Origin of the sequence: Pedobacter sp. GR22-10 (assembly GCF_026239715.1) — a bacterium.
In the GTDB taxonomy this organism is placed as follows: Bacteria; Bacteroidota; Bacteroidia; order Sphingobacteriales; family Sphingobacteriaceae; genus Pedobacter.
Genome location: NZ_JAPIVR010000004.1, coordinates 276,037 through 302,289, shown reverse-complemented (window position 1 = coordinate 302,289; position 26,253 = coordinate 276,037). Strand labels below are relative to the sequence as shown.

Annotated in this window: 19 protein-coding genes and 1 tRNA gene; 16 read left to right on the top strand and 4 right to left on the bottom strand. The window is 39.3% G+C overall.

What is annotated here, in order from left to right; all coding sequences use genetic code 11:
- Nucleotides 1–59 precede the first annotated feature (59 nt).
- From OQX64_RS17795 to OQX64_RS17750, 10 genes are all read left to right on the top strand, one after another.
- Entirely contained in the window at nucleotides 60–1,061 is a 1,002-nt protein-coding gene (locus tag OQX64_RS17795; RefSeq protein ID WP_088302003.1) for a LacI family DNA-binding transcriptional regulator, read from the top strand.
- A 289-nt stretch (nucleotides 1,062–1,350) separates the two neighbouring features.
- Nucleotides 1,351–3,795, top strand: a complete 2,445-nt coding sequence (locus tag OQX64_RS17790) for a glutaminase family protein (RefSeq protein WP_265819794.1) — start codon at nucleotides 1,351–1,353, stop codon at nucleotides 3,793–3,795.
- A 306-nt stretch (nucleotides 3,796–4,101) separates the two neighbouring features.
- Nucleotides 4,102–4,977 (top strand): ROK family protein, encoded by an 876-nt coding sequence (locus tag OQX64_RS17785; RefSeq protein WP_088302004.1) that lies wholly within the window; start codon nucleotides 4,102–4,104, stop codon nucleotides 4,975–4,977.
- Nucleotides 4,978–5,181: 204 nt separating this feature from the next.
- Nucleotides 5,182–5,853 (top strand): basic secretory protein-like protein, encoded by a 672-nt coding sequence (locus tag OQX64_RS17780; protein WP_088302005.1) that lies wholly within the window; start codon nucleotides 5,182–5,184, stop codon nucleotides 5,851–5,853.
- 26 nt (nucleotides 5,854–5,879) lie between these two features.
- Entirely contained in the window at nucleotides 5,880–8,168 is a 2,289-nt protein-coding gene (locus OQX64_RS17775; protein WP_265819793.1) for a GH92 family glycosyl hydrolase, read from the top strand.
- A gap of 262 nt (nucleotides 8,169–8,430) precedes the next feature.
- The gene (gene rpiA / locus OQX64_RS17770) at nucleotides 8,431–9,120 is read left to right on the top strand and encodes a ribose-5-phosphate isomerase RpiA (RefSeq protein ID WP_265819792.1); all 690 of its coding nucleotides are present in this window, start codon (nucleotides 8,431–8,433) and stop codon (nucleotides 9,118–9,120) included.
- Between the two features lie 149 nt (nucleotides 9,121–9,269).
- Nucleotides 9,270–9,659, top strand: a complete 390-nt coding sequence (locus OQX64_RS17765) for a LiaF transmembrane domain-containing protein (RefSeq protein WP_265819791.1) — start codon at nucleotides 9,270–9,272, stop codon at nucleotides 9,657–9,659.
- 1,581 nt (nucleotides 9,660–11,240) lie between these two features.
- Nucleotides 11,241–12,560, top strand: a complete 1,320-nt coding sequence (locus OQX64_RS17760) for a DUF3887 domain-containing protein (RefSeq protein WP_265819790.1) — start codon at nucleotides 11,241–11,243, stop codon at nucleotides 12,558–12,560.
- A 101-nt stretch (nucleotides 12,561–12,661) separates the two neighbouring features.
- Nucleotides 12,662–15,268 carry a PAS domain-containing protein gene (locus OQX64_RS17755; protein ID WP_265819789.1) on the top strand — a complete coding sequence of 869 codons (2,607 nt, stop codon included), beginning with the start codon at nucleotides 12,662–12,664 and terminating at the stop codon, nucleotides 15,266–15,268.
- A gap of 97 nt (nucleotides 15,269–15,365) precedes the next feature.
- On the top strand, nucleotides 15,366–16,346 hold the full coding sequence (locus tag OQX64_RS17750; RefSeq protein ID WP_265819788.1) for a YihY/virulence factor BrkB family protein: 981 nt from the start codon (nucleotides 15,366–15,368) through the stop codon (nucleotides 16,344–16,346).
- Nucleotides 16,347–16,424: 78 nt separating this feature from the next.
- On the opposite strand, the gene OQX64_RS17745 is transcribed toward OQX64_RS17750, so the two are convergent.
- Both OQX64_RS17745 and OQX64_RS17740 read right to left on the bottom strand, forming a co-directional pair.
- Complete coding sequence (locus OQX64_RS17745; protein WP_265819787.1) at nucleotides 16,425–16,847, bottom strand: secondary thiamine-phosphate synthase enzyme YjbQ; 423 nt, start codon at nucleotides 16,845–16,847, stop codon at nucleotides 16,425–16,427.
- An 8-nt stretch (nucleotides 16,848–16,855) separates the two neighbouring features.
- The gene (locus OQX64_RS17740) at nucleotides 16,856–18,172 is read right to left on the bottom strand and encodes a M23 family metallopeptidase (RefSeq protein ID WP_265819786.1); all 1,317 of its coding nucleotides are present in this window, start codon (nucleotides 18,170–18,172) and stop codon (nucleotides 16,856–16,858) included.
- A 688-nt stretch (nucleotides 18,173–18,860) separates the two neighbouring features.
- Here OQX64_RS17740 and OQX64_RS17735 point away from each other — a divergent pair.
- The 3 genes from OQX64_RS17735 (at nucleotide 18,861) to OQX64_RS17725 (ending at nucleotide 21,822) form a co-directional block, all read left to right on the top strand.
- On the top strand, nucleotides 18,861–19,706 hold the full coding sequence (locus OQX64_RS17735) for an XAC2610-related protein (RefSeq protein WP_265819785.1): 846 nt from the start codon (nucleotides 18,861–18,863) through the stop codon (nucleotides 19,704–19,706).
- A 435-nt stretch (nucleotides 19,707–20,141) separates the two neighbouring features.
- Entirely contained in the window at nucleotides 20,142–20,981 is an 840-nt protein-coding gene (gene kduI / locus OQX64_RS17730; RefSeq protein ID WP_265819784.1) for a 5-dehydro-4-deoxy-D-glucuronate isomerase, read from the top strand.
- A 73-nt stretch (nucleotides 20,982–21,054) separates the two neighbouring features.
- Complete coding sequence (locus OQX64_RS17725; RefSeq protein ID WP_265819783.1) at nucleotides 21,055–21,822, top strand: SDR family NAD(P)-dependent oxidoreductase; 768 nt, start codon at nucleotides 21,055–21,057, stop codon at nucleotides 21,820–21,822.
- A 162-nt stretch (nucleotides 21,823–21,984) separates the two neighbouring features.
- Here OQX64_RS17725 and OQX64_RS17720 read toward each other — a convergent pair whose 3' ends face one another.
- Nucleotides 21,985–22,614 carry a carbonic anhydrase gene (locus OQX64_RS17720; protein ID WP_088299233.1) on the bottom strand — a complete coding sequence of 210 codons (630 nt, stop codon included), beginning with the start codon at nucleotides 22,612–22,614 and terminating at the stop codon, nucleotides 21,985–21,987.
- A gap of 327 nt (nucleotides 22,615–22,941) precedes the next feature.
- Nucleotides 22,942–23,556: a hypothetical protein gene (locus OQX64_RS17715; protein ID WP_265819782.1), complete on the bottom strand. Its 615-nt coding sequence runs from the start codon at nucleotides 23,554–23,556 to the stop codon at nucleotides 22,942–22,944.
- 569 nt (nucleotides 23,557–24,125) lie between these two features.
- Here OQX64_RS17715 and OQX64_RS17710 point away from each other — a divergent pair.
- The 3 genes from OQX64_RS17710 to OQX64_RS17700 all read left to right on the top strand — a co-directional run bounded on the left by OQX64_RS17710 (nucleotide 24,126) and on the right by OQX64_RS17700 (nucleotide 26,253).
- Entirely contained in the window at nucleotides 24,126–24,821 is a 696-nt protein-coding gene (locus OQX64_RS17710) for an HAD family hydrolase (protein WP_265819781.1), read from the top strand.
- Nucleotides 24,822–25,224: 403 nt separating this feature from the next.
- Nucleotides 25,225–25,301 (top strand) — tRNA-Ala (locus OQX64_RS17705).
- A 391-nt stretch (nucleotides 25,302–25,692) separates the two neighbouring features.
- The gene (locus tag OQX64_RS17700; protein ID WP_265819780.1) at nucleotides 25,693–26,253 is read left to right on the top strand and encodes a TetR/AcrR family transcriptional regulator; all 561 of its coding nucleotides are present in this window, start codon (nucleotides 25,693–25,695) and stop codon (nucleotides 26,251–26,253) included.

The following is a 26,253-nucleotide window of genomic DNA, read 5'->3' as shown; positions in this document are numbered from 1 at the left end:
TTGCAGGTTAATCTCAGCTGGATGACCCTGAAATGTACCCCAGTAAATATACGCCCTGAATGAAAACCCTTTCTATAAAAGATATCGCAGTTGAAGCTGGCGTATCCATCACCACAGTTTCTTTTATCATTAATGGTAAAGCCCGGAATAAATCAATTAGCGAAGCCGTAATTAAAAAAGTAGAAAAAATAATTGCCGAAAGCGGATATAAGCCCAACCAGATTGCCAGAAGCCTGCGCACCGGAAATTCTAATATTATCGGATTAATCATTGAGGATATTTCAAATTCCTTTTTTTCCAGGATCGCACGCCTGATAGAAGACAAAGCCTATAAAAAAGGGTATAAAATCATTTATTCCAGTACCGAAAACAATGTTGAAAAGGCTAAAGAGCTGATCAACATGTTTAAATCACGAAAGGTTGATGGGTATATTATATCGCCGATAAAGGGTCTGGAAGAAGATATTCAGCAGTTATTAACTGATCAGAAACCCGTTATTCTTTTTGACAGGAGTTTGCCCGGTTTGGATACCAATTATGTTGGTGCTGATCATTTTAAAGCGACATATGAATCCATAGCAAGTTTTATTAAACAGGGAAGAAGGAGAATTTCACTGATTACCACTGATATTGATGTGGCGCAAATTACTGCCCGTTTAGAAGGATATCAGAAAGCACTTGAGGACCATGACATTGCCTATGATGAAAACCTGGTTTTAAAGGTTCATTTTAATCAGGAAGAAGATGAAACCAGGCTGCAGATGGAAAAACTGTTTCGCACCGTAGAAACAGATGCCATACTTTTTGCAACCAATTACCTGGCCATCAGCGGGCTAAAAGTATTGAAACAAACCGGACAAAAAATCGGCAAAAACTTAAGTGTGATGGCATATGATGACCATGAGGTTTTCGAACTCCATACACCAGGCATTTCAGCCATACAACAGCCACTGGAGGAAATTGCTGAAGCCATTATTCAGTTGATTTTGAGACAGCTATCTTCTAAAACCAAGCTGGATAACCAGCAGATCATATTCCCTGCTAAAATTGTTCAGAGATAATGATAATTCATTCATTCTTCTATCATTTGATTTTCCATTCAGGTAGTGTTCACTAACAAACTCGGTAAATCACCACTCCTATGCAACACATCAACCGGAGATAACACCAACCAAAAAAACCGACTTAATCATTCCGTCATGTAAATGTTACTGAGAACTATTGTATTTGCAGGCTTTAGTTTTTAATATTGAATAGTAAAACGTTTTACTATTTATGGGATGCTGTCTAATTACCCCCTAATTGAATAAGTAATTTTTTTTGCGAAGAACACTAACCAATATGATCTATATGAAACCCCTTTATTTATCAGCAGTTTTAATGTTTTTGAACCTTTGTTCTTTCGGACAGGATAAGGCTCCTGCATATCCTTTAATCACACATGATACGTATCTCAGTATCTGGTCGTTCGGTGATGGACTGAATCAATCAACAACCAAACACTGGACTGGTAAAGAACAAGCCCTCACCGGAATCATCAAAGTAGATAACCAGTGCTACCGCTTTTTAGGTGCAGATGGTAAAACCTATAAAACCATTCTGGCTGCGGCTGATGAATTAAAATATAAAGCCGGTTATCTTACTAAAAAACCTGCTGATGGATGGAATACGCTTGCCTTTAACGATAAAAATTGGCCAAATGGAGATGCACCTTTTGGTGATAACCAGCAGGCGAAAACCAAATGGAATACGGATGAAATCTTTTACAGAAGAAAGTTTACTGTCAACAAAATATCTTCAGCCAGAAAATATTTAAAGCTTAACCATGATGACAATGTCATCGTGTATATCAATGGTCAGAAAGTTTATGAAAAAGAAGGCTGGGTACATGAATACATTTACATTCCATTGGCTGAGGGTATTTTAAAAAAAGGCGAAAACCTTTTAGCCATAGAATGTAAAAACACAGCTGGCGGACGGTTTTTAGATGCCGGCATCGTGGAAGAGGTTCCGCAGGCTGCAAATGTGTTAAATGCAAATCAAACCAATGTTTCAGTTGGGGCTACCCATACCCTTTATACTTTTAAAGCCGGCGGTATAAACCTTAATCTTACTTTTACTTCGCCCTTACTGCTGAATGATTTGAATTTAACCGCCAGGCCCATCAGTTACCTGACTTATACCGTACAATCAGCAGATGCAAAACCACATCAGGTGGATATTTATTTTAGTGCTTCATCTGATCTCGCTGTAAATACGCCCAATCAACCCGTTGCTGTTTGGAAGAAGAACCAAAATAACCTTTCCATTCTAAAAGCCGGATCAGTTGAACAACCCGTGCTGAAAAAGAAAAACGATGATTTAAGAATTGATTGGGGTTACCTGTACATCGCTGTGCCCAATCAATTCAAGGCTACCCAATTTTTAGGCACACCGATGGATAATCTCCGCAATTTCAAAACAGGAAAATACCCGCAAACCACACAGGCTTTGAATGTTAAAACACAAAGCTTAAGTACAGTAATCCCATTTGGTACGGTTAATTCGAAACCGGTAGAGAAATATCTCATGCTGGGCTATGATGACCTGAAGTCTATCGAATATTTTGGCAATCAACTGCTTCCCATCTGGAGAAAATCTGAAGCGAGTACTTTTGAAGATCAACTAGCGGCAGCCAGTAAGGATTATGAATCCCTCCAGTCGAAAACAAAAGCTTTTGATGCCAGGCTACTTGCTGATGCGACACGAGCAGGCGGTAAGGAATATGCAGATTTATGTAAACTGGTGTACAGGCAGAGTATAGCTGCACATAAAATTGTTTATGCACCAAACGGAGACCTGTTGTTTCTTTCTAAGGAAAATTTTAGTGGTGGTTTCATTAACACTGTTGATGTAACTTATCCTTCAGCACCCCAATATTTGTTATACAATCCTGAATTGTTAAAAGGTATGCTAAACGGTATTTTCTATTATTCAGAAAGCGGAAGATGGAAAAAAACTTATCCTGCACATGATATTGGCGTTTATCCCATAGCCAATGGTCAGATTTACGGAGAAGACATGCCGGTAGAAGAAGCAGGTAACATGCTGATTCTAACGGCGGCCATTACCAGGGCAGATGGCAATACCGCTTATGCCGGTAAACATTGGGCCGTGATGTCCATCTGGGCAGATTATCTCCTCAGGGAAGGTTTTGATCCGGCAAATCAATTGTGCACAGATGATTTCGCAGGTCATCTTGCCCGAAATGCAAACTTATCAGTGAAAGCAATTGTGGGTTTAGGCGCTTATGCCCAAATGGCCGAAAAATTAGGTAAAAAGGATATCGCCACTAAATACAAAAACGCAGCATTGGAAATGGCGAAAAACTGGCAGACTTTAGCCAACAGCGGTGATCATTTTGCCCTGACCTTTAATGATAAAAATACCTGGAGCCAGAAATATAACCTTGTTTGGGATAAGCTTTTAAAACTAAATCTTTTTCCACAGGAGGTATATAAAAAAGAAATAGATTTTTACCTGAGCAAACAAAATGAATTTGGTTTGCCATTGGATAGCCGGAAAGACTATACCAAATCAGACTGGATCATGTGGACAGCTACATTGGCAGATAATCAGGCTGACTTTGAGAAATTTATTAGTCCTGTTCACAAATTCGCTACAGAAACAACGAGTAAGGTACCCTTAACAGATTGGCATGAAACCAAAACGGGTAAACAGGTTGGTTTTCAGGCACGAAGTGTTGTGGGCGGATATTTTATCAAAATGCTGGCTGATCAATGGAATATAAAATAGACAAAAGTTGTCAGAACAGGAGCAGTACAAGGTTTAATGGAGACCAGATTTGAAATAAATGCGTTATAAAAGAACATTCACCTGTTGATCAGTGCCATTAAAATTTTGTTGCTCGGTTAGATTCTGTATTTTCGCAGGCCGATGAAAAATTTATACGTGCCGGTACTTGCAGAACCAGGCGGAAAATAAATTGCTTTATAACGAATGATTTACATATTGCTTTTATAAAAAATCTATATTTTTCATTTGGTAAAACGTTTAACGTCTGGTAAAATAATGAACAAATAAAATAGAAATACATAAATAATGGAAAAGCCTGTAGCACTGGGTGTAGATATCGGCGGCTCGCATATTACAGCCGCATTGGTAAATTTAGAAACAAGAAGCCTGATTGATGATTCAATCAAACGTAGCCCTGTAAATTCTCAGGAGAGCAAAGAAGATATCTTATCCGCCTGGTGTGAGGTTATTAATCAATCATTTGAAAACATTAAAAATGGTCATCGGAACATTGGGATCGCGATGCCTGGCCCGTTTGATTACCAGGAAGGTATATCGCTCATCAAAGATCAGGATAAATTTAAATCACTTTACAAAGTCAATGTAAAACAGGAGCTGGCCAGTCGACTTAATATTCCGCTTGAAAACATTCACTTCATTAACGATGCCGCCGGATTTTTGCAAGGTGAAGTTTTTGCAGGTGCGGCAAAAGGAAATGCCAATGTTTTGGGCTTAACCCTGGGAACAGGTTTAGGGTCATCATTGAGTTTAAAAACCAGGGCAATAGATGCCGATTTATGGAATGCCCCGTTTTTGGATGGCATTGCCGAGGATTACCTGTCTACCCGCTGGTTTGTCAAACGGTATCAGCAATTGAGTGGAAAAACACTGGCAGGTGTAAAAGAACTGGTGGAGATTGTAGAAGAGGATCATTTGGCCACCCGTGTATTTATGGAGTTTGGCTATAACCTGGCGCAATTTCTGATTCCCATTATCAATGAACATAAGATAGATGCCGTCATTATTGGTGGAAATATATCACAAGCTTTTCCTGCTTTTGCACCTGAATTGATTGCTGCCTTAAAGGGTAACGATATTGATGCCAGTATTAAAGTGTCAGAACTGAAAGAACATGCTACTTTAATTGGAGCCGCCAGTTGTTGCGATGGGCGTGTAATGTAAATCACCGGATATTTATAAATGGGTGGAAAATTTCCATCCATTCATTAATGGAGATAAGGATTAAATTACAGCTTAAATATCATTCACAAAATTTTTAATAATGTAATTAACGGCCTGAAAAAAATTGGATGATTTGCTAAAACGTTTTAAATATATTGCAAACTTGTATTATCATCAAATGATTAAAACTGAAAATAAAATTAAATGAAAAAAATATCCTTTTTAATTTCATTGCCCATTATGGCCCTATTGCCTTTATCAAAGCTTTCGGCCCAGGAAACCATTAAAAAAAATGGTTACACGCTATCCTTTGAAAGTAATGACGATGCGCTCGATCCAAAACTGAAGAAAAGATTAATAGAAACCTTTTTTGTGGTATATCCAAAGCTGGCGAAGGAGTATAATCCAAATACGTTGAAATCAGTTCAGTTTTTTGTAGATACTGCTTATAAAGGTGTGGCGGCAACGACTAATGGTAAAGTAACTTACAGCTCGATCTGGATGAACAAGCACCCTGAAGATATTGATGTAGTTACGCATGAAGTAATGCATATTGTTCAGGATTATGGTAACAGTGTTGGGCCAGGTTGGCTTACAGAAGGCATTGCAGATTATGCACGCTTTAAGTTTGGTGTAGATCATGCAGGTGCAAAATGGACCTTACCGGCTTTAAAACCTGAACACAGTTATCAGAACAGTTACAGAATTACCGCCCGGTTTTTTGCCTGGATAGAAAAAAAGGTAAAGGCAGGTACCATCAAAGCAGTTGATGCATCTTTAAGAGATCATACTTATCAGCCAGAAATCTGGACTACATTAACAGGCAAAGATTTGGATGCACTTTGGGCAGATTACGTAAAAAATCCTGAACTTTAATTATAGACATAAACCGATATACACGAATGAAAAAACTATTTATTGCCTTCCTCAGCTTTGCTGCCTCAGCAAGTTTTGCACAAACGGTGGGCAAAATTACTGACCCTGTAGACTGGATCAATCCTTTAATGGGGACACAATCAAAACCCAGCTTATCAAACGGCAATACCTATCCAGCCATTGGCCTGCCTTGGGGCATGAACATGTGGACCCCACAAACTGGTAAAATGGGTGATGGTTGGGCCTATACTTACGATGCGGATAAAATCCGCGGTTTTAAACAAACCCATCAGCCATCTCCATGGATGAATGATTATGCCGCGTTTTCCATCATGCCGGTAACGGGTAAACTTAGATTCGCCGAAGATGACCGTGCCAGCTGGTTCAGCCATAAGGCAGAGGTTTCAAAGCCTTATTATTACAGTGTTTATCTTGCTGATGCTGATGTAACCACTGAAATTACACCCACCGAAAGAGCAGCACAGTTCAGATTTACCTTTCCTGAAACAGATAGTTCTTATGTGGTGGTAGATGCTTTAAACAAAGGGTCGTACATTAAAATCATCCCGGCTGAACGTAAAATTATCGGCTATACTACGAAATATGCCCGCGGACCACTTCCTAAAAACTTTAAAAACTACTTCGTGATCTACTTTAATAAAGATTTCAAGCTGGCTAAAACCTGGAGTGGCAACAAGCTTAAAGATGAAGAACTCGAACTGGAAAGTGATCACAGTGGTGCCATCATTGGTTTTAAGACCACAAAAGGCGAGCAGGTAACCGCTAAAGTGGCTTCATCATTTATCAGTTTCGAACAGGCAGATCTCAATTTAAAAAGAGAATTGGCCAATGATGGTTTCGATGCTACGAAAGCAAAAGGCAGAGCTATCTGGAATAAAACCTTGAATAAAATTGCAGTAGAGGGCGGAACGATCGATCAAACCCGCACTTTCTATTCTTGCTTATACCGTACGCTCTTTTTTCCGAATAAATTATACGAAATAGATGCGAACAACAAAGTGGTACACTGGAGCCCATATAATGGCCAGACTTTACCGGGTTATATGTTTGCAGGAACGGGCTTCTGGGATACCTTCCGCGCTCTATATCCATTCTTAAACCTCGTATATCCTTCCATTAACAAAGAAATGCAGGAAGGCCTCATCAACGATTATAAAGAAGGCGGCTGGTTGCCGGAATGGAGTAGCCCAGGTTACGCCAATATCATGGTGGGTAATAATTCTGCTTCTGTGGTTGCTGACGCCTATATCAAAGGTTTGCGTGGCTATGATATCCAAACCTTATGGGATGCTTTAAAACATGGTGCAAACAATGAAGGCCCGATAGAGGCAGTTGGCCGTGATGGCGTAAAGTATTACAACGAGTTGGGTTATGTGCCTTTCGATGTAAAGAAAAATGAAAATGCCGCAAAGACATTAGAATACGCATATGATGATTTTACCATTTATCAGTTAGGAAGAGCTTTAGGCAAACCGGCATCAGAGATTGATATTTATAAGAAAAGAGCCATGAACTACAAAAACCTTTTCGATCCGGCTTCTGGCTTAATGAGGGGTAAAAATAAAGATGGCAGTTTTCAAACCCCTTTTAGTCCCTTTAAGTGGGGTGGTGCTTTTACCGAAGGAAACAGCTGGCATTATACCTGGTCTGTATTTCAGGATATAGATGGCTTAGCCAAATTAATGGGCGGTCATGAGAAATTCGTAACCAAGCTGGATTCTGTTTTCTCAATGCCTCCGGTATTTGATGAAAGTGCCTATGGTGGCGTGATTCATGAAATCCGTGAAATGCAGATTGCAAATATGGGTCAGTATGCACATGGAAACCAGCCTATCCAGCACATGATCTATCTGTATAACTATGGTGGTGCACCTTATAAAACGCAGTATTGGGTCAGGGAAACCATGAACAGGATGTATAAAGCAACACCGGACGGCTATTGCGGTGATGAAGATAACGGACAAACTTCTGCATGGTATGTTTTCTCTGCCATGGGGTTTTATCCCGTAACGCCGGCTACAGATCAATATGTGTTGGGTGCGCCTTTGTTTAAGAAAGTAACCTTAACCCTGGATAATGGCAAAACAGTAACGATTAATGCGGCTGATAACAGTGACAGCAATCGTTATGTACAATCGTTGCAGATGAACGGTAAACCTTATTCAAAAAACTGGATCAGCCATAGCGGCTTACAAAAAGGTGCGGTATTGAATTTCAATATGACTTCAACTCCGAATAAAGTGAGGGGATCTAAACCGGTTGATTTCCCTTATTCACTCTCTACAGAGAAATAAAAAACCTTCGAGCAAAAAGAAATGGGGATTCCACCTATTGCAGAATCCCCATCATCTAAATTAACGCTCTCAGTTATATAAACGTTATTAAAAGGAATTATTGCATGCGTGCAATAATTTTTTTGTTTTGGGTCTCTGAACTTTTATCAGCTTATCATTTTGTTACTGGGTTTACCTATAAATTGATCATTATTACACCAAACGAAACGATCACAAATAACAACCAGCAAAAACGCTCGACAAATTTTCTTAGTTTTACCTTATGGGAATCATCGATCAACATCACCAGAATGCAGAGAAACTTGCTGCGGCAAAAACGGCCGTTAAACTGGTTAAAAATGGAGATATTGTGGGGTTGGGAACCGGAACTACCGCAACATTTGCCATAAAGGAATTGGGCAGGCTGGTAGGCGAGGGGCTGAACATCAAAGCCGTGGCCAGTTCCATTCGTACAGAAGAACTCGCGAAATCGCTGGGGATTGAAATTTTAAATTTAGGCGAAACCTCCTCCGTGGATATCAGTATTGATGGTGCAGATGAATTTACAGAATCTTTAGATTTAATAAAAGGAGGCGGCGGTGCCTTATTCAGGGAAAAAATTATGGCCTCATTAAGTAAAAAGGCCATTATCGTAACTGATTCCTCTAAAAAAGTAAAAAAACTGGGGGCATTCACTTTGCCAATCGAGGTCATTCCATTTGCCTATCAATATGTTTTCGATCAGATTGCAAAACTGAATGGTAGCGGTAAAAAAAGAACTATAGCTAACCACGATTATATCACTGACAACGGAAACCTGATTATTGATGCCGACTTTGGTTTAATTGATAATCCAAGAGCTTTATCAGATGCCTTAAATAAAATAGACGGCTTATTGGCTCATGGATTGTTTATTGATTTAACGGCAGAGGTAGTGATGAGTGACAGGTCGGAAATTATTGTTTTTAAGTAAATTCACCGAAATAGTGCCCGGCAAAAAAAAATCAGAAATATTTTAACCGGCAAATTTATTTAACTCACCGACGAATTAAAGTTGTTAAGGGAAAAGCCATTCTCCCGCCTTCATTTTCATGATATATTTGAATATAAATCAAAACGATCATGGAAAACTTCACTAAAAACAATCACGACAATAAACAATTTGGCTTAGGTATTTTACTCTTGGTAATCGGTTCAATCTTTGTGCTGAGAAACACCGGGTTGGATATTCCTCATTGGATTTTAAGCTGGCATACTGTCATGCTGGGCGTTGGTTTATGGTTGGGCTATCGTCGAAACTTTGAAAGCGGCAGCTGGCTGGCGCTTACCCTCATCGGTGGGATTTTTACTTTAAAAGATATCTCGGTATTCGACTTTGATTTATCCAGAATCAGTGCTGCGTTAATCTTAATTGTACTCGGTTTATACGTAATCCTGAAACCGAATAAGGCTAAGAAATTTGATCATTATTTTCAAAACCCATCTTCAAAAAAAGAAGAAATTAAATTTTAAAATTCATCACTCCATCATATCAGTAAAAAAGGGACATTTTAGTAATTGTCCCTTTTTTAGTAAAAGCCCTATTGGTTGGTGTCTCACCGACCATCAATAATTATCTTCTAAAACCATAGCGTTAGTCAGTATGATTTTTTCGGTTGGTGAGATGGGAACAGATAGATTTAAATGTTCCTATTGGTTGGTGTCTCACCGACGATCAATAGTTCTCTTCTAAAACCATAGCGTTAATCAGTATGATTTTTTCGGTTGGTGAGATGGGAACAGATAGATTTAAATATCCCTATTGGTTGGTGTCTCACCGACCATTAATAATTATCTTCTAAAACCATAGCGTTAGTCAGTATGATTTTTTCGGTTGGTGAGATGGGAACAGATAGATTTAAATGTCCCTATTGGTTGGTGTCTCACCAACCATCAATAGTTATCTTCTAAAATCATAGTGTTAATCAGTATGATTTTTTCAGTTGTTAAGATAGCAACCGATAGATTTATGGTGCGTAAAAAAGAAATTAATTGTCCCTATTGGTTGGTGTCTCACCGACCATCAATAATTATCTTCTAAAACCATAGCGTTAGTCAGTATGATTTTTTCGGTTGATGAGATGGGAACAGATAGATTTAAATGTCCCTATTGGTTGGTGTCTCACCGACCATCAATAATTATCTTTTAAAACCATAGCGTTAGTCAGTATGATTTTTTCGGTTGGAACAGATAGATTTAATTGTCCCTATTGGTTGGTGTCTCACCGACCATTAATAGTTATCTTCTAAAATCATAGTGTTAGTCAGTATGATTTTTTCGGTTGGTGAGATGGGAACAGATAGATTTAATTGTCCCTATTGGTTGGTGTCTCACCGACCATCAATAATTATCTTCTAAAACCATAGCGTTAGTCAGTATGATTTTTTCGGTTGGTTAGATGGGAACAGATAGATTTAAATGTGCCTATTGGTTGGTGTCTCACCGACCATCAATAGTTATCTTCTAAAATCATAGCGTTAATCAGTATGATTTTTTTGGTTGTATGATAGCAACCGATAGATTTATGGTGCGTAAAAAAGAAATTAATTTAAAAATTCATCACTACCTATTTTTTCAGACTAAAAAAATCCTCTTAAAAAAAGAAACGGGGATTCCACCATTAAGGCAGTATCCCCGTCATCTAAATTAACGCTCTCACATACATAAACGCTGAGATATCGAAATATTGTGCTCAGGTATATTTTTATTTAAAAAAATAATGACTGCTGCTGTTTATAGGCTAGTTGATAACGTGCAAACCACTGTTAACAGTAATCGTTCCGCATCTTTTAAAGATTTCCGTAGCAGCAGGTAGCAAAACTTTGCGAAAGCCTTTAATCTGTAAAATAAACCTTTTGCTGACAGGCTCATCGTTACACATCAGCCAGTTGATGGCGTGGAGGATGCCAGGGTATGCTGAAAGAGAAACGACAACATGTTATTCTTACTCTGCTAAATGTTAAAAAAAGTTAAAACTAAATAGGTAGTTGATTCAGCGGCTTTTGAGTGGTAAATATTATTAACTTTGAATATCTACAATTCCAAGACCAGACATGAAAAAAAATATTTTAATGATCATCGCACTTTTGTTTACCACAAGTGCATTTTCACAAAATGTCATTCAACTATTTAATGGCGCAAATGATTTCTTTAAGTTATTACAGGAAGAAAAATTTGCCGATGCGCATGCCATTTTTGATGACACCCTGAAAAGCAAACTTACCGAAGAAGGATTAAAAAAGTTATGGTTAGATATGGGAACCAAATTCGGAAAGGCAGAATCATTCGATGCGATTCAAAGTAAGGCACAGGGTGAGTTTTTTGCCGTAACTGTTGAAGGTAAATTCAGTAACGGAGATCAGAATTTTATTTTAGGTTTTAATAAAGCACAAAAAATTGTGGGCATTTTTCTGGCTCCGCCTAAAACAGCGTCGGCTTATTTAAAACCAACCTATGCTGATACGAGTCGCTATAGCGAAAAATCAGTTTATATTGGTGCAGCCGGAAAGCAACTGGCTGCCATCATTACCACACCTAAAGATATGAAGAATTTTCCGATGGTGGTTTTCGTGCATGGTTCGGGGCCAAGCGATATGGATGAAACGATCGGTGCAAACAAACCTTTTAAAGATCTGGCCACAGGTTTAGCTTCCAAAGGAATCGGCTCGGTACGCTATGTGAAAAGAACGCTGGTATACCCCAATGAATTTGCAAATGTTTATACCGTAAAGGATGAAGTATTGGATGATGCTGCGGCTGCTATTGCCATGGCCAAAACCATTACAGGGGCAAATATAAAGCAGGTATACGTATTCGGACATAGCCTGGGTGGTATGTTAGCACCGAGAATTGCAACTAGCACACCAGATCTGGCCGGCATCATTCTGGCGGCGGCTCCGGCAAGAAAGCTAACGGATATCATTATCGAACAGAATAAATACATGTTTAATCTTTCTAAAGATACCACAGCAGAGAATAAAGCGCAACTGAATGAGGCTGTTAAACAGATCAATAAAAGCAGAATCTCACAATTAGGTACAAGCATCAAACCAGATTCCATAATATTGGGTATACCGGCAAAATACTGGGCCGATTTAAATGCCTATGATCAGGTTAATGCAGCGAAAGGATTAAATAAACAAAGAATTTATATCCTGCAGGGCGGAAATGATTTCCAGGTAAGTAAAACTGATTATGACCTCTGGAATGCGGCATTGGGAAAAAAGAAAAATGTTCAGCTTAAATATTATCCTGAACTTAACCACTTGCTAAGTGTACAAGCCGAAAAAGGCAGCTCTGCACAATACCAGATCCCAAAAAATGTTTCAGAAGTGTTGGTTAATGATATTGCCACATGGATTAAAAGTAAATAAACATGAAATATTCTCTAAAGCTTTGATTTAATCAAGGCTTTTTTGTTGCTTTTATTTCTGATTAAATAGTATTTCTTATCTTTAATGAACAAAACTATTTAATGGTAACGCTATTTTCTGAGCAGGAGAGATATAAGTCTCTGGTAGAGGCATCACCGATGCCAACAGCCCTATATATTGGAGTGGATATGATCATAGGAGCTGCAAACCAGGCCATGCTCGATTTGTGGGGTAAATCAGCCTCAATTATCGGATTAAAACTCATGGAAGCACTTCCTGAACTGGAGGGACAACCATTTTTTCAGATATTAAGTCAGGTTTTTCAAAGCGGGGAAACTTATCATACCAAAGAATCTCCTGCAGATCTGGAGGTAAATGGTGTATTACAAACTTTCTATTTTACTTTTACCTATAAACCCATCAGAAATGATCTGGGGGAAGTTTTTGCCATTATTAATACCGCCGCGCATCTTACCGAGCTGGTAGAAGCAAAAAAGCAAATTATTGAAACACAGCAACGTTTATCTTTTGCATTGCTATCGGCTGAAATTGGCACATGGGATTTTGATCCCATTAACAACAAAGTAAACTGGGATGATAAATGCAGGACCCTTTTTGGATTTGGTAAAGAGGGCGAGGTTAAATATGAAGAAGTATTGTCCTGTATCCATCCTCAGGATGAGAAAATGGTTCGTGAGGCCGTATCTAAGGCTATTCATCAGGTCAATGACGGGCAATATGATATTAAATACCGCACCATCAATGAAGAAGATCGCCAGATCAGATGGGTTCACTGTAAAGGAAAAGCTTATTTTAATGAAAACGATATTGCTTACCGCTTTGCAGGTATCGTACAGGATATCACAGATGAAGTGAAATCCAGGCAAAGGGAACATCAGATGTTAACGCTGGTCAATCATAATGCCGACCACATGACTATTGCCGATTTAGATGGCAGACTGATTTACATGAATGAAGCCTCCAGGAAAATGCTGGGCGTAGCGCTGGATGCAGACGTCAGTAAATTCAGTGCCGGTGATTTTTATACTCCTGAAGAATTGGCACGTGTACAGAACCACATTATCAATGAGATTGATGCAGTACGGGGATGGACAGGCCATATCACCCTGGTTAACTATCAAACCAGGGAAAGTATTCCCTGTATGGTTAGCTATTTACTGATCAAAGATCTGGAAACAGGTGAGATTATCGGAAGGGGAGCCACCGCCAGGGATTTAAGGCCGGAAATCAGGGTAAAGGCAGATCTTCAGAAACTGGCAGCCATCATCGGCAGCAGCGAAGATTTTTGTAATTACTGCGACATAGATGGCCGTACCCGCTATATCAATCCATCAGGTATTGCCCTTATCGGCATTGATAAAGACCAATTGCTGAACACCAATCTTTTTGATTACCATAGCGAGGCATCAAATCACAAGATTAAAAAGGAAATCCTTCCCGTGCTTTTTGCTGAAGGAAAATGGTCTGGAGAACTGGAATTAATCCATCAGGTAACCAGAGAAATCATCCCCATTCATAAACAGTTTTATATGATCAGGGAAGAATTTACCAATATGCCGGTGGCAATAGCAGCCATCGCCAGAGATTTACGTCCGGAACTAAACATCCGGAAAATTCTGGCTGATAAAAATGCAGCCTTGCAAAATGCAGTGGAAGAACTGGAGTTCTTAGCCAATAGTGTACCGCCCGTAGTTTGGTCTAGTAAGCCAGACGGCTACCTGGATTATATCAATAAACGATGGTTTGACCAAACCGGTAAAGGCGATGATGAAACACTGGGCAGCCGCTGGGCAGAGAATGTACATCCTGATGATGTTCCTGATGCCATTAAAACCTGGAAAGCCTCTTTAGAAACGGGTAATCCGTATGAAATTGAATTTCGCTGCCTGGATAAATACGGAACCTACCGCTGGTACCTGGTCAGGGCGATTCCACTTAAAGATGCTGAAGGAAATATCATCAAATGGTATGGTACCAACACAGATATTCATCACCAAAAGGAACTGGAAAAGCAAAAAGATGACTTTTTAGGTATTGCCAGTCATGAATTAAAAACACCTGTTACCAGTCTTAAAGCCTATGCACAGGTACTGGAAGCTATGTTTAAGCGTTCCGGTGATTTTAAAAATGCGGATCTTCTGGCCAGGATGAATAAACAGGTAGACCGTTTAAGCAGTTTGATCAGCGATTTGCTTGATGTCACTAAAATGAATTCCGGAAGGCTGCAGTTTAACCCAACAGAATTTGATTTCAATGAAATGGTTGAGGAGGTGATTGAAGATGTTCAGCGGACTTCCTTTAATCACGCTATTCGTGCAGACCTGGGGTTCAGAAGGAATATTATCGGTGATCGTGATCGCATTTGCCAGGTGGTAACCAATCTGTTAACCAATGCCATCAAGTATTCTCCTGGTGCCAGTGAAGTGGTGATTTATACGCATGATCTGGAAGATCGTGTTCAGGTTTCGGTAAGGGATTATGGAATTGGCATCAGCCCCGAATTAAAAGATCATGTTTTTGAACAGTTTTACAGGGTGAGCGGGGAAAAGCAACATACTTTTCCGGGTTTGGGTTTAGGACTGTATATTTCATCAGAAATTATTAAAAGACTGGGCGGCAAAATATGGGTTGACTCCATAGAGGGCAAAGGTTCTGTTTTTAGTTTCTCGATCCCGTTAAGTGATTAAAAGTTGATGACTTTTGATGTTCATTCTTATAAAGTTTAAACAATTCTGCCGGCAGAACAGTTAGAATAGGTATATATTTATTCTATCCGATCTATTTATGGCAAAGAACAAAATCACTATCAAGGGAATATGGAGCGTGTTAAAAGCCGCTTTTACAGGTTTTGGAGACCATAAGGTTACGAAGCTAAGTGGTTCACTGGCTTATTATACTGTGTTTTCGATGGCGCCGCTTCTGGTGGTTATTATTTCTTTATGTGGTATTTTTTTAGGAAGAGAAATAGCCGAAGGTCAGGTATATGCGCAACTGGAGGGCTTTTTAGGTCGCGAGTCTGCAGCATCCTTGCAGGAGCTGATTAAAAATGCTTACCTGGATGGCAAAAGTACCATTGCCCTGATTATTGGTATTGTTACTTTACTGATTGGATCAACTACTATTTTTGGCGACATTCAGGATTCGATTAACACCATCTGGGGCATCAAACCTAAACCTAAAAGAGGGTGGGTGAAAATGCTGCAGAACAGGTTTTTGTCTTTCTCTGTGATCATTAGTTTAGGTTTTGTCCTATTGGTTTCTTTAGCCGTAACTTCCCTTTTAGATATATTTAGCGCCAGGTTGCAGGCCCGTTTTGCAGATATTTCTTATTATGTATTCTATGTCATTAACCAGGTAGTAACTCTATCTGTTATCTCCTTAATTTTTGGGGTGATTTTTAAAGTATTGCCAGATGCGATTATTAAATGGCGGGATGTAATTGCCGGAGCAGTGGTTACCGCCATCTTGTTTATGATTGGAAAGTTCGCCATCTCCCTTTATATCGGACAAAGTGATGTGGGTGGAACCTATGGTGCCACAGGATCGTTGGTTGTCGTGTTGATGTGGACATATTATTCCTCCATCATTTTATATTTCGGAGCCGAATTTACCAAAGCTTATGCCATTGCCTACGGATCAGAAATTTATCCTTCACACTATGCGGTAACGCTGAAGGAGGTAGAGGTTGAAACCGGCCATGTTTCTATCCAGGATAATCATCCTGAGCTTGTTGAAGAAGTGAAGCAGCATGCATCTGAAGAATAATCCTTTTACGTAAGCACATTTAAAATGTTCCGGTGATGGCAATTTGATTTGAGAAGCAGCCCTTTACGCTATCGTGTATTATTCTCCCCAGGCGGTGATGATCAGTTGCCTGGGACCGCCATGATTGCGGTGTTCACCTAAATATATCCCTTGCCAGGTGCCAAGTGCCAGCCTTCCGTTACGGATAGGAATGGTAACGGAACTGCCCAGTAAAGCTGATTTTAAATGTGCGGGCATGTCATCAGCACCTTCATAATCATGTTCATAAGCCGGATCATTTTCCATTACTGTTTTGTTAAAAAACATTTCAAAATCTACCCTTACCGTGGGATCGGCGTTTTCATTAATGGTTAATGAAGCAGAGGTATGTTGGATGAATACCTGGCAAATACCGGCCTTTATCAAACTGATTTCTTTCATCGAATTTTCTATTTCATCCGTAATGAGGTGAAATCCTCTTCTTCTTGCGCGCAATGAAAGCGCATGCTGATATATTTTCATATTCAAAATTACTTAACAATCCAACCCAAAGGCACTTGATCTTCACTGATGAATTGATAATTTCCAAAATTACCTAAAACGTTTACCAATTGTCCGGCTGCCAGTGTCTTTTTTACAGCGGCTACACTATCTGGCTGGTCGTAAACCATTTGTTGGGCCAAATTAACTTTAATTTTTTTTAAGGGTTTGTTTATTTTACTTAATGCTGCACTTGGTACAAATCCGGTTTTGCCATCAGGTAATTCAGCTTTATAGAAATGGCCGGTTGCCGATTGAATATTCAGAAGAGTAGCCGCATCCAGGTTTTCTGCAAGGGCAGCCGGAGAAGGCGTACGGTAAAATTTCACCGCTTTCGAAGTTCTTAAGTTTTCATTAAGACTGTTAAGGGGAGCAATAATTTTTTGAGGTGTTTTCGTTACCGGATCAATAAAGGGCAAAGGATTCGTAGCTCCGTCAGAAGCATATATCCCAAAATGGAGGTGCGTGGGAGTATTTCTGGCGTTTCCTGTATTGCCCATCAAACCAATGGTGTCACCTGTTTTTACTTCCTGGCCTTGCATGGCGATCTGTTCATCCAAATGTGCATAGTATAGCGTATAATCTTTACCTTTTGGTCTCAGCCAAACCACTTTTCCGCCCAGGTTATTTTCATTTACCCGGGTGATGGTACCTTCGGCAATGGCTAAAACCGGACTTCGAAAAGTGCCGAAAATATCAACTCCCTCATGTTTCCGGGCATTATTGTCTCGTCCGTCGCCCCAGAAACTTCCAATGTTTTTACTTTTTGATTGCGTAGGGAAAGCCAGTGAAGGGCCTGAGGTGATTTCTAAAGTGTACTGAACGCTTTGCAGCAGTTCAGGCTGTAATCTGATCAGGTAATTTCCTGAAGCCTCAATGTCGTATTGGATGGGGTTATTCAGCGTATCTGCAGATGCCACCATCCTGATTTTTCCATCTGCCGGTAAATGCCAGAGATCAAGGTAGAGCATGGCAGCATTCGTCGGTTTTTTAGTGATGGAGATGTTTATCTTTTGTCCTTTCGTGGCCGTGAATTTGTAAGCGGCGGCAGGTGTTCTGTCCGAAGCAAAATAACCGGTTTCCAGATAAGGAATATTGATATTCAATGCCTTTTCCATACTTAAAGAGGCTGTTTTGATCCAGGCTGATCCCATGGCGGTTTTGTTTAAGCCTGAAGTTTCGAGTTTTCTGAGATACTGTTCATGTGGGCTGGCGGCTTTAAACAAATTCACCGTCCCTGATTTACAGGACAGGATCATGGAGGTAAGTAAAATAAAGGGAAGTATTCTATCAAGTAATCTATTCATCTGGATGGATTATAGTTGAATAACAAATGTGATGTACACAAGTTTGCTTTTATGATAGGTCTTATTTCTTTAAGCCTTAAAGATGTAACCCTCATGCGATGGGAGTGGGATAAGCAGGCAATAGATTAAAAGCAGCAATTATTATAGTTTTATCACCACAGCAATAACCAATGCATCATCATTGGTCTGATACTGGTTAATTTTAAGAATACCAGTATGCTCGCTTCCTAAATACCATTTGTAGTGTGTTTTGTTACCTTTTAGGTAAGCAAAGGGTTAACAAAGGGTAGGCCAGGGGTTAACCAAGGGTAAGCAAAGGGTTAACAAGGGGTAAGCGAAGGGTAAACAAAAGGTAAGCAAAAGGTTAATACATCTGCACCAAAGGATAAACAGTTCGGAGATTGATGTTTATCCAACATCTCCCTGTAAATAGCATTAAATATCATCCATCGATAATCGTTTCATCAAATCTTAAGCAACGTCTAACAGCTGTTACCCCCGGCTGCAGCAAATTGCAATTACTTGGTTTAATGATGTAAAAGATTGATTAATTTTAAATGGAAAATATAACGAATAAAATGAGGAGGAAGGCACCATTTCACGGAAGATGAAATTTAATCGTGGTGTATAGTGAGTGTGCTCAGGAATTATAAGATGCCTGCAAATGGTAAACTAAAGAAATATTGAAATGAAAATAGTAACAAAACTGATCCTGCTCTTATCTGTATTTTTGGGCAATAGAAGCCTGGCACAGCCCTACACCTTGCAATCAGTTGGTTTAAGTAAACCCTTTTCCTTAAGTATTTATTTTGGAGATGGAGGCAAAGGTGCTTTTGTTAAATACCAGGGCCAAACTCATATTATCGCCTTGCGCATTAAAAGTTATCACGTTGATAAAAGCGGTAGAAGCGACGGGCAGCCAGATGTGGAAAGATTGGTGTGGGATGAGCTGATTGACGGAAAGATAAATGGCCGTTATGGCCTTACACAAACCATAAATGGTATTGATAACATCTGGTATCTGCGCAACAAGGATAACAAAAGATTTAAGTTACAAAATATGGAACATAAGGGTGACCATAATGATGATCAATACCTTTTACATGGTGCATTAATTCGTTTTAACCATTTTGATAACAATAAGTTAAATATTCAATATCCCGACGGTAAACGATTTAATGCTGCGCTGCCTGATTTCGATTCGCCAAATGCAGCCCGGCAAAGCACCATTGCCGATTATAATTTTGATGGTTATGATGATTTGGCATTCTCTATTCCCGATGCCGGTATGGGGGTGTACCGCATGTTTAGCATATGGTTATATAACCCTGTATCAAAGCGTTTTGATCAGTTGTCTGAACCCGATTATGGGAAAGCCGGTTGCAGTTGCCTGTGCGATGTTATCCTTGATCAGAAGCGGAAATTATTCCTTACCTCTTGTCGCGGCGGTGCCAAATGGTGGCAGGATCAATATCGTTTTACAGCCAATAATAGGTTGGTTTGGGTTCGGTCTGCAGCGCAACATCAGAATTAACCAGAAGAAATAAAAGTACCGGAAACCGATAAAAAAGCCAGTTAGAAAATTTGTTTACGAGTTTCTATTTAAACATCAGACGGGAAATTGTGGTGTCAAAAGGTTGAAGGAATACGAAAGCCTGGCTTACACCATTTGGGCTTTCTGAGGTGTCATCAATCGTATTTAATCAATTCAGGCACATAAAAAATACGATCGAGAAGGTTATTTGCAAACGGAGCATAAATACGCGTTTCCAGCAGAAAAAAAGAAGAGGTGCTGCAGTATCTCGAAAATATCGCTTAAACTGATGATTCCATGAACATAGCTGCATACTGACGTATTCGTCTTTTGACAAAAACAATTTGACTATTAATTCCTTTAATCAGGATCGGTTAAATATATTTGTGGAGAAGATTGATCTTTCAATTTTAACCACACCTCAAATTTTAACCAATGAATACATTCGAAAGCCGTTACGCCCAGAGCCCGAAAGAAGTTAAACAAATGGATACCGCAGCATTGCGGGAAAATTTTCTAATCGAAAGCATTTTTGAGGCTAACCAGGTTAATTTAACCTTATCATATTTTGACCGGTACATTGTTGGCGGTGCCATGCCTGTTCATCAGAAACTGGATTTGCCAAATCCTGACGATCTAAAGGCCAGTTACTTTTTAGAACGCAGGGAACTGGGCATGATCAATGTTGGCGGTAAGGCCATTGTCACCGCTGATGGCGTTCAATTTGAACTTGGATATAAAGAGGCCCTGTATATCGGGAAAGGAACAAAAGTTGTTTCGTTTGAATCGGCAGATGCTGCTGAACCAGGTAAACTATACCTCAATTCTGCACCTGCTCATCATACTTATCCAACAAAGAAAGTCAGCAAGGCCGAAGCAGAAATAGTTGAACTGGGCGCCCCTGAAACAGCTAATCACCGCATTATCAACAAACTTTTGGTGAACAGTGTATTACCCACCTGCCAGTTGCAGATGGGAATGACTGAGTTAAAGTCAGGCAGTGTCTGGAATACCATGCCTGCCCATACCCATGACAGAAGAATGGAAGCCTATTTCTATTTTGAGGTTCCGCAGGGACAGAGTGTTTGCCATTTTATGGGGCAGCCTCAGGAAACGCGTCATATCTGGATGCAGAATGATCAGGCGGTAATTTCCCCCAACTGGTCCATCCATTCCGGAGCCGGAACCAGCAACTATACCTTTATCTGGGGAATGGCTGGTGAAAACCTGGATTATGGTGATATGGACCACTGTGCCATCACTGAATTAAAATAATTTCGAAAGAATGGTATGGGGGAATCCTGGATTTAGTGCTGCAGATCCCGATATCATGATAACTAAACAAAAAATGTTAGCTAACGTATTTAATTTGGCAGGTAAAACTGCATTGGTAACGGGTTGTAAAAGAGGAATCGGCATGGCCATGGCGGTCGCCTTGGCAGAGGCCGGAGCAGATATCATTGGTGTTTCGGCCAGTCTGGAACTGGAAGGAAGTTCAATTGAGCAGGAAGTTGTAAAGCTGGGAAGAAAGTTTTATGCTTATCAATGTGATTTTGGTAAACGTGAATCTACCCTGGCTTTTGTAGCAAAAGTTAAAGCAGAACATCCGCAAATTGACATACTGGTAAATAATGCCGGGACAATTCTGCGTAAGCCAATTGCCGAGCACCCGGATGAAATGTGGGATGAGGTAATTGCCGTAAATCAAGATGCACCTTTTATTTTAACAAGAGAAATCGGGCGTGACATGGTGGCAAGGGGAAGTGGCAAGATCATTTTTACCGCTTCACTGTTATCATTTCAGGGTGGAATTACGGTTCCGGGTTACGCTGCCAGTAAGGGTGCGATTGCCTCCTTAACCAAGGCTTTTGCAAATGAATGGGCATCTAAAGGGGTAAACGTAAATGCCATAGCCCCGGGTTATGTTGCAACCGATAATACTTCAGCTTTGCGCGAAGACCAGGAAAGAAGTACTGCTATTTTATCTCGTATTCCCGCAGGAAGGTGGGGGACACCAGAAGATTTTAAAGGCCCAACCTTGTTTCTGGCTTCAAATGCAAGCGATTACGTTCATGGTACCATATTAACTGTTGATGGCGGCTGGATGGGAAGGTAGTTTGGTGTCCAAAGCCTTGAGTTCGGAGTCTAAAGTCTTTAAACAACGCTATCTATAAATTAAAACCGGTGTCTGAAGCTGGCGTATTAAACATCCATATCCTTCAGGCACCGGTTTTTTATTAAATAAAATTTTTATAGCCAATTACGGCTGACTATATGATTAAGGATAAAGGTTGTAAATTTCCTTAATGTCTTTCAGGATACTGTCGAAATCTATTTTCAGATCAATTAAGCGGCCGGTATGGATATCAAATACCCAACCTTGTACGGTTAAACCTCTTTTTGTAATGGCTTCCTGCACAGCGGCTGTTTTAAGTAAGTTCACACATTGTTCCTGTACGTTTAGTTCCACCAATCTATTGTAGCGGGCGGATTCATCTTCAATTGCATTTAATTCATCACGGTGCGTACGGTAAACATCGCGGATGTTTCTGAGCCATGGATTTAAAATCCCCATATCTGCAGGTTGCATGGCAGCCTTAACCCCGCCACAATTATAATGGCCACAAACGATGATGTGTTGCACTTTTAAATGACGGACCGCATAATTCAGGACGGTCATCACACTTAAATCTACGTTGTTGACCAGGTTGGCAATATTTCGGTGTATAAAAGCCTGTCCAGGTTGTATACCCATTAAATCTTCGGCAGTAACGCGACTATCAGAACATCCAATGTATAAAAACTCAGGTGTCTGGCCTTTTGCTAATTCTGTAAAATAATCCGGATTATTAGCCAGTTTCCGGCCGATCCATTCCTCGTTATTTTTAAAAACTTGTTCTACATTCATATGCTTACTTTAAATTTATAGTTGTATTATCGTTAAGATAAAGGATATACTATCTGCGCCAAAAATAAAAAAGATACCCTTTCCACAATTAAATTCCAAATGTTACAGAAAAGATGTGGCATTAAATCAATCACCGGCAAAACATTTATTTAGCGATGAATGATCAGCGTATTTATCTGTTTTTTTAACAAACGGTCAAATAAAATGTTTGTCGTTATTTCCTTTTTGCTAAAATTAATGCCTCAACATAAGGTTAAAAAGCAACGACAATAAATGACAGTTTACAAGAAAGTCTGGTTAGAAAATGTTTATAGTGACGATAATAAATTAAAGGCGTGTTTTCACGAGGGGGATCTTCAGCACATTTTCTTCTGCTACGTTAGAAAGTTCTTCCAATGAATACAAATTAGCCATACACTCTGCCACTGCGTTTTTATCTGTATACCAGGTATCATCATTGGTGAAATGACAGATTCCTTTACCCATTTCCGTTACAATGCTTCCAAATAAAGAAGCCAGGTGATGTTCAAATAAGTTTCCAGGATAATATTTAATAGAGAAAACCTTATTATAGCCTTTAAGTTGCGCTTCTACCTCAGCACTGATTTTAATCGGTTTATAAACCTTGGTTTTCTTTTTGCCCAATAATTTATTAATGAAACTTTGTTTCACCACCTTTTGGCGGACGTTTTTTCTTTTAAATTCAGCCAGTTCAAAGGGCTTAAAAGATGTGCTAAACTGTGCTTTAAGATCGCTGTTGTTCAGAATTTCAATACTTGGTTTCGTCCACCTGAAAATCAAAGACAAAATACTTCTTGGATTATTAAATGTAAATGACGGTTCCAGGCTTAATACATGTTCATGTTGATTTAAGCGTTCTATAATTTCAGGAATCAGTTTGTCCGTTAGAGAATTTGTATATACGTTTATGTGAGCACTCATAAATTTTTTATTACATCAACAAAAAAACTGTTTTAAAGCACAGGTTTATTAATTAATTGGAACTGCCATTGAAATGGCCGGGCAGGTATTTTGAAAATCAGGTTAGAAATTAATATTTTTAACATATTGAGCCGTTGGTTTAAAGGTTGCAAATATATTCTTAATATTGGTGTTTTTTTTAAGATAAACGCATGAATTAATGAAAACGTTACACAAGTATCTCTATTAGTTTTAAAAGTCAGCATGTCAGTTGTTTAATTTTTATTAACTGTTTCTTCAGCCCCCCTTTAAACTAATTTTTTGCAGTTTTATGGTCATTTTTTTTGCAAAAAGGCTTTTGATGTGGATGAAACTTATTATCAGGATGCCACAGGCATAGAAAGCGGGTGATTTCTTTTTCACGCCGGAGTCGCGCGTTCTCCACTAACAAATATTCCAGCGTATATCATTTTTGAAAAGGATGTCCCGGTACTGGTTTGAATCATTCATGCAGATCGCGCAGGCAGGCAAATATGCTTGATGCGATCATGATGTTTTTTACCTTTGTCACGCAAAATTTAAGCAGAATTATGGATAATCAAATTTTGGTGATTGCCTTTGATGCCGATGATACCCTTTGGGTAAATGAACCTTATTTCCGTGAGGCGGAAGCGCAGTTTGCTTCGCTGTTAGCAGATTTTATACCCGAAAAAAGCATTGTTGCGGCTTTGTATGAAACTGAAATCCTGAATCTGCCTTTATATGGTTATGGCATCAAAGGCTTTATGTTAAGTATGATTGAAGCTACCTTACGCATTACGGAAGGAAAAGCGGATCCCTTGGTGATCCAAAAGGTGATTGAGTTAGGGCAGTCCATGCTGAATAAGCCAGTGGAACTGCTTGAGGGAGTAGAAGAGGTGCTGAAAGCCCTGCATGGAAAATTCAGATTGGTGGTGGCAACAAAAGGCGATTTACTGGATCAGCAGCGAAAATTAACGAAATCTGGTCTGGATCATTATTTTCACCACATTGAAGTGATGAGTGACAAGCAGGAAAAAGATTATCAGAAGTTAATCAGGCACCTGGATTGTCAACCGGAAGCGTTTCTGATGATTGGTAATTCACTGAAATCTGATGTTTTACCGGTTTTAGCCATCGGTGGAAATGCCATTCACATTCCATTTCATACCACCTGGGCGCATGAACATATTGATCATACCATTGAACACCCTAATTTTTATCAGATGGAGAGTTTATCGGAGGTTTTATTAAAATTGCGGATATGAAATAAAATTGGATAGCGGGATCATTTTCTGGCAGCATTCATGTTTGATCATTGGTTCCTGCTGATCAGAAAGGACCGAATAAGAACGTGAGTTAATTGCAATATAATGCTGACTTAACATGAACCTTCTATTTTAGGTTTAATGTTTCTTATCGTCATTTCCATTCCAATATATACCTTAGCTATTGTAGCCATGTTTTACATGGACACCTTTTTTAAAGCGCTGATGTTTTTGGTGTTGTTGCTGGCGGTTACTTTTATTCTTTTTTTGTTTATCGATTATCCTGTACCTTCGGCACTAAGTGTGCTGTCGATGATGTTGCTGAAGCGTTTAAAAAGAATTTTAATAATAAATTAATTTATCATTTGCTTTAGCTAAACTAATTGCTATTTTTGCACCATAGGGGGGATTAGCTCATTTGGCTAGAGCGCTTCGCTGGCAGTGAAGAGGTGATCGGTTCGAATCCGATATTCTCCACCAATAATTCCAAGTCGTTGAAAACAATGACTTGGAATTATTTTTGCTTCGTCACTTTGATGAAAGTCTGCCACTAAAGGCCTCGGGAATTTAAAGTTCGCCCTGTGCGGCAAGGCGAAAAAATCAAATTCTGCTAAAGAAAATCAAGAAAATGTTCGTTTTTTGAGCTTTTCTATTTGTCGTAACTGGTGCATAATTTTACCCTTTTAAATTCCAGCTCCAAAGAATCAATTTTTTTTGCTAACAGGATTCATCTATAAATTATTCTTAGCCCCTAAATTGCTTTCTGCACAGCTTAGTTGATGCAAACACAATCTTCATCCATAACTTTTTTATAAGAAATAAATTTTAAAAAAATGTCTCTTATGTGTGACATTTGTCTTATGTTTGCGCCATGAAAAGTACAAAGGATAAAATTGTTGATGCTGCCGTTTTCTGCTTAAACAAGAATGAAAAAGCAAGCATTGATGAGATTGCAAATCATCTTGGATTAAATAGAAGAACAATCCATAGGTACTTTAAAGATCGAAGTACCTTAATCCAATGTTGTCAGGAAAAAATGATGATCACATGTAATTTAGCCATGAATCAAGCCTATGATAGCAGTAATGAAGCTTTGAAACAGATTGAGAACATGTTTTACGCGGCGTTAACAATTGGTACAGAATACTCTTTTGTTAAAAAGCTATTTGATCGTAGCGGATATGCTGATGTAGTTGGTACTGAAGTGGAAGTTTATGACAATGTCAAAGAAAAATGGTTTAAGCTAATTCTAGCGTTACAAGAAAAACAGATCATCAAAAGCACGATCCCACTCCCGTGGATTTACGATCTTTTTGGAGGTATGATAGACATTGCCATAGCAGCACAAACGAGCGGAGACGTAGCAGTAAATGATATTAAGATGCTTTCCTGGACTGCTTTCAAAGGCAGTATTGGTATAAATAATTCATGA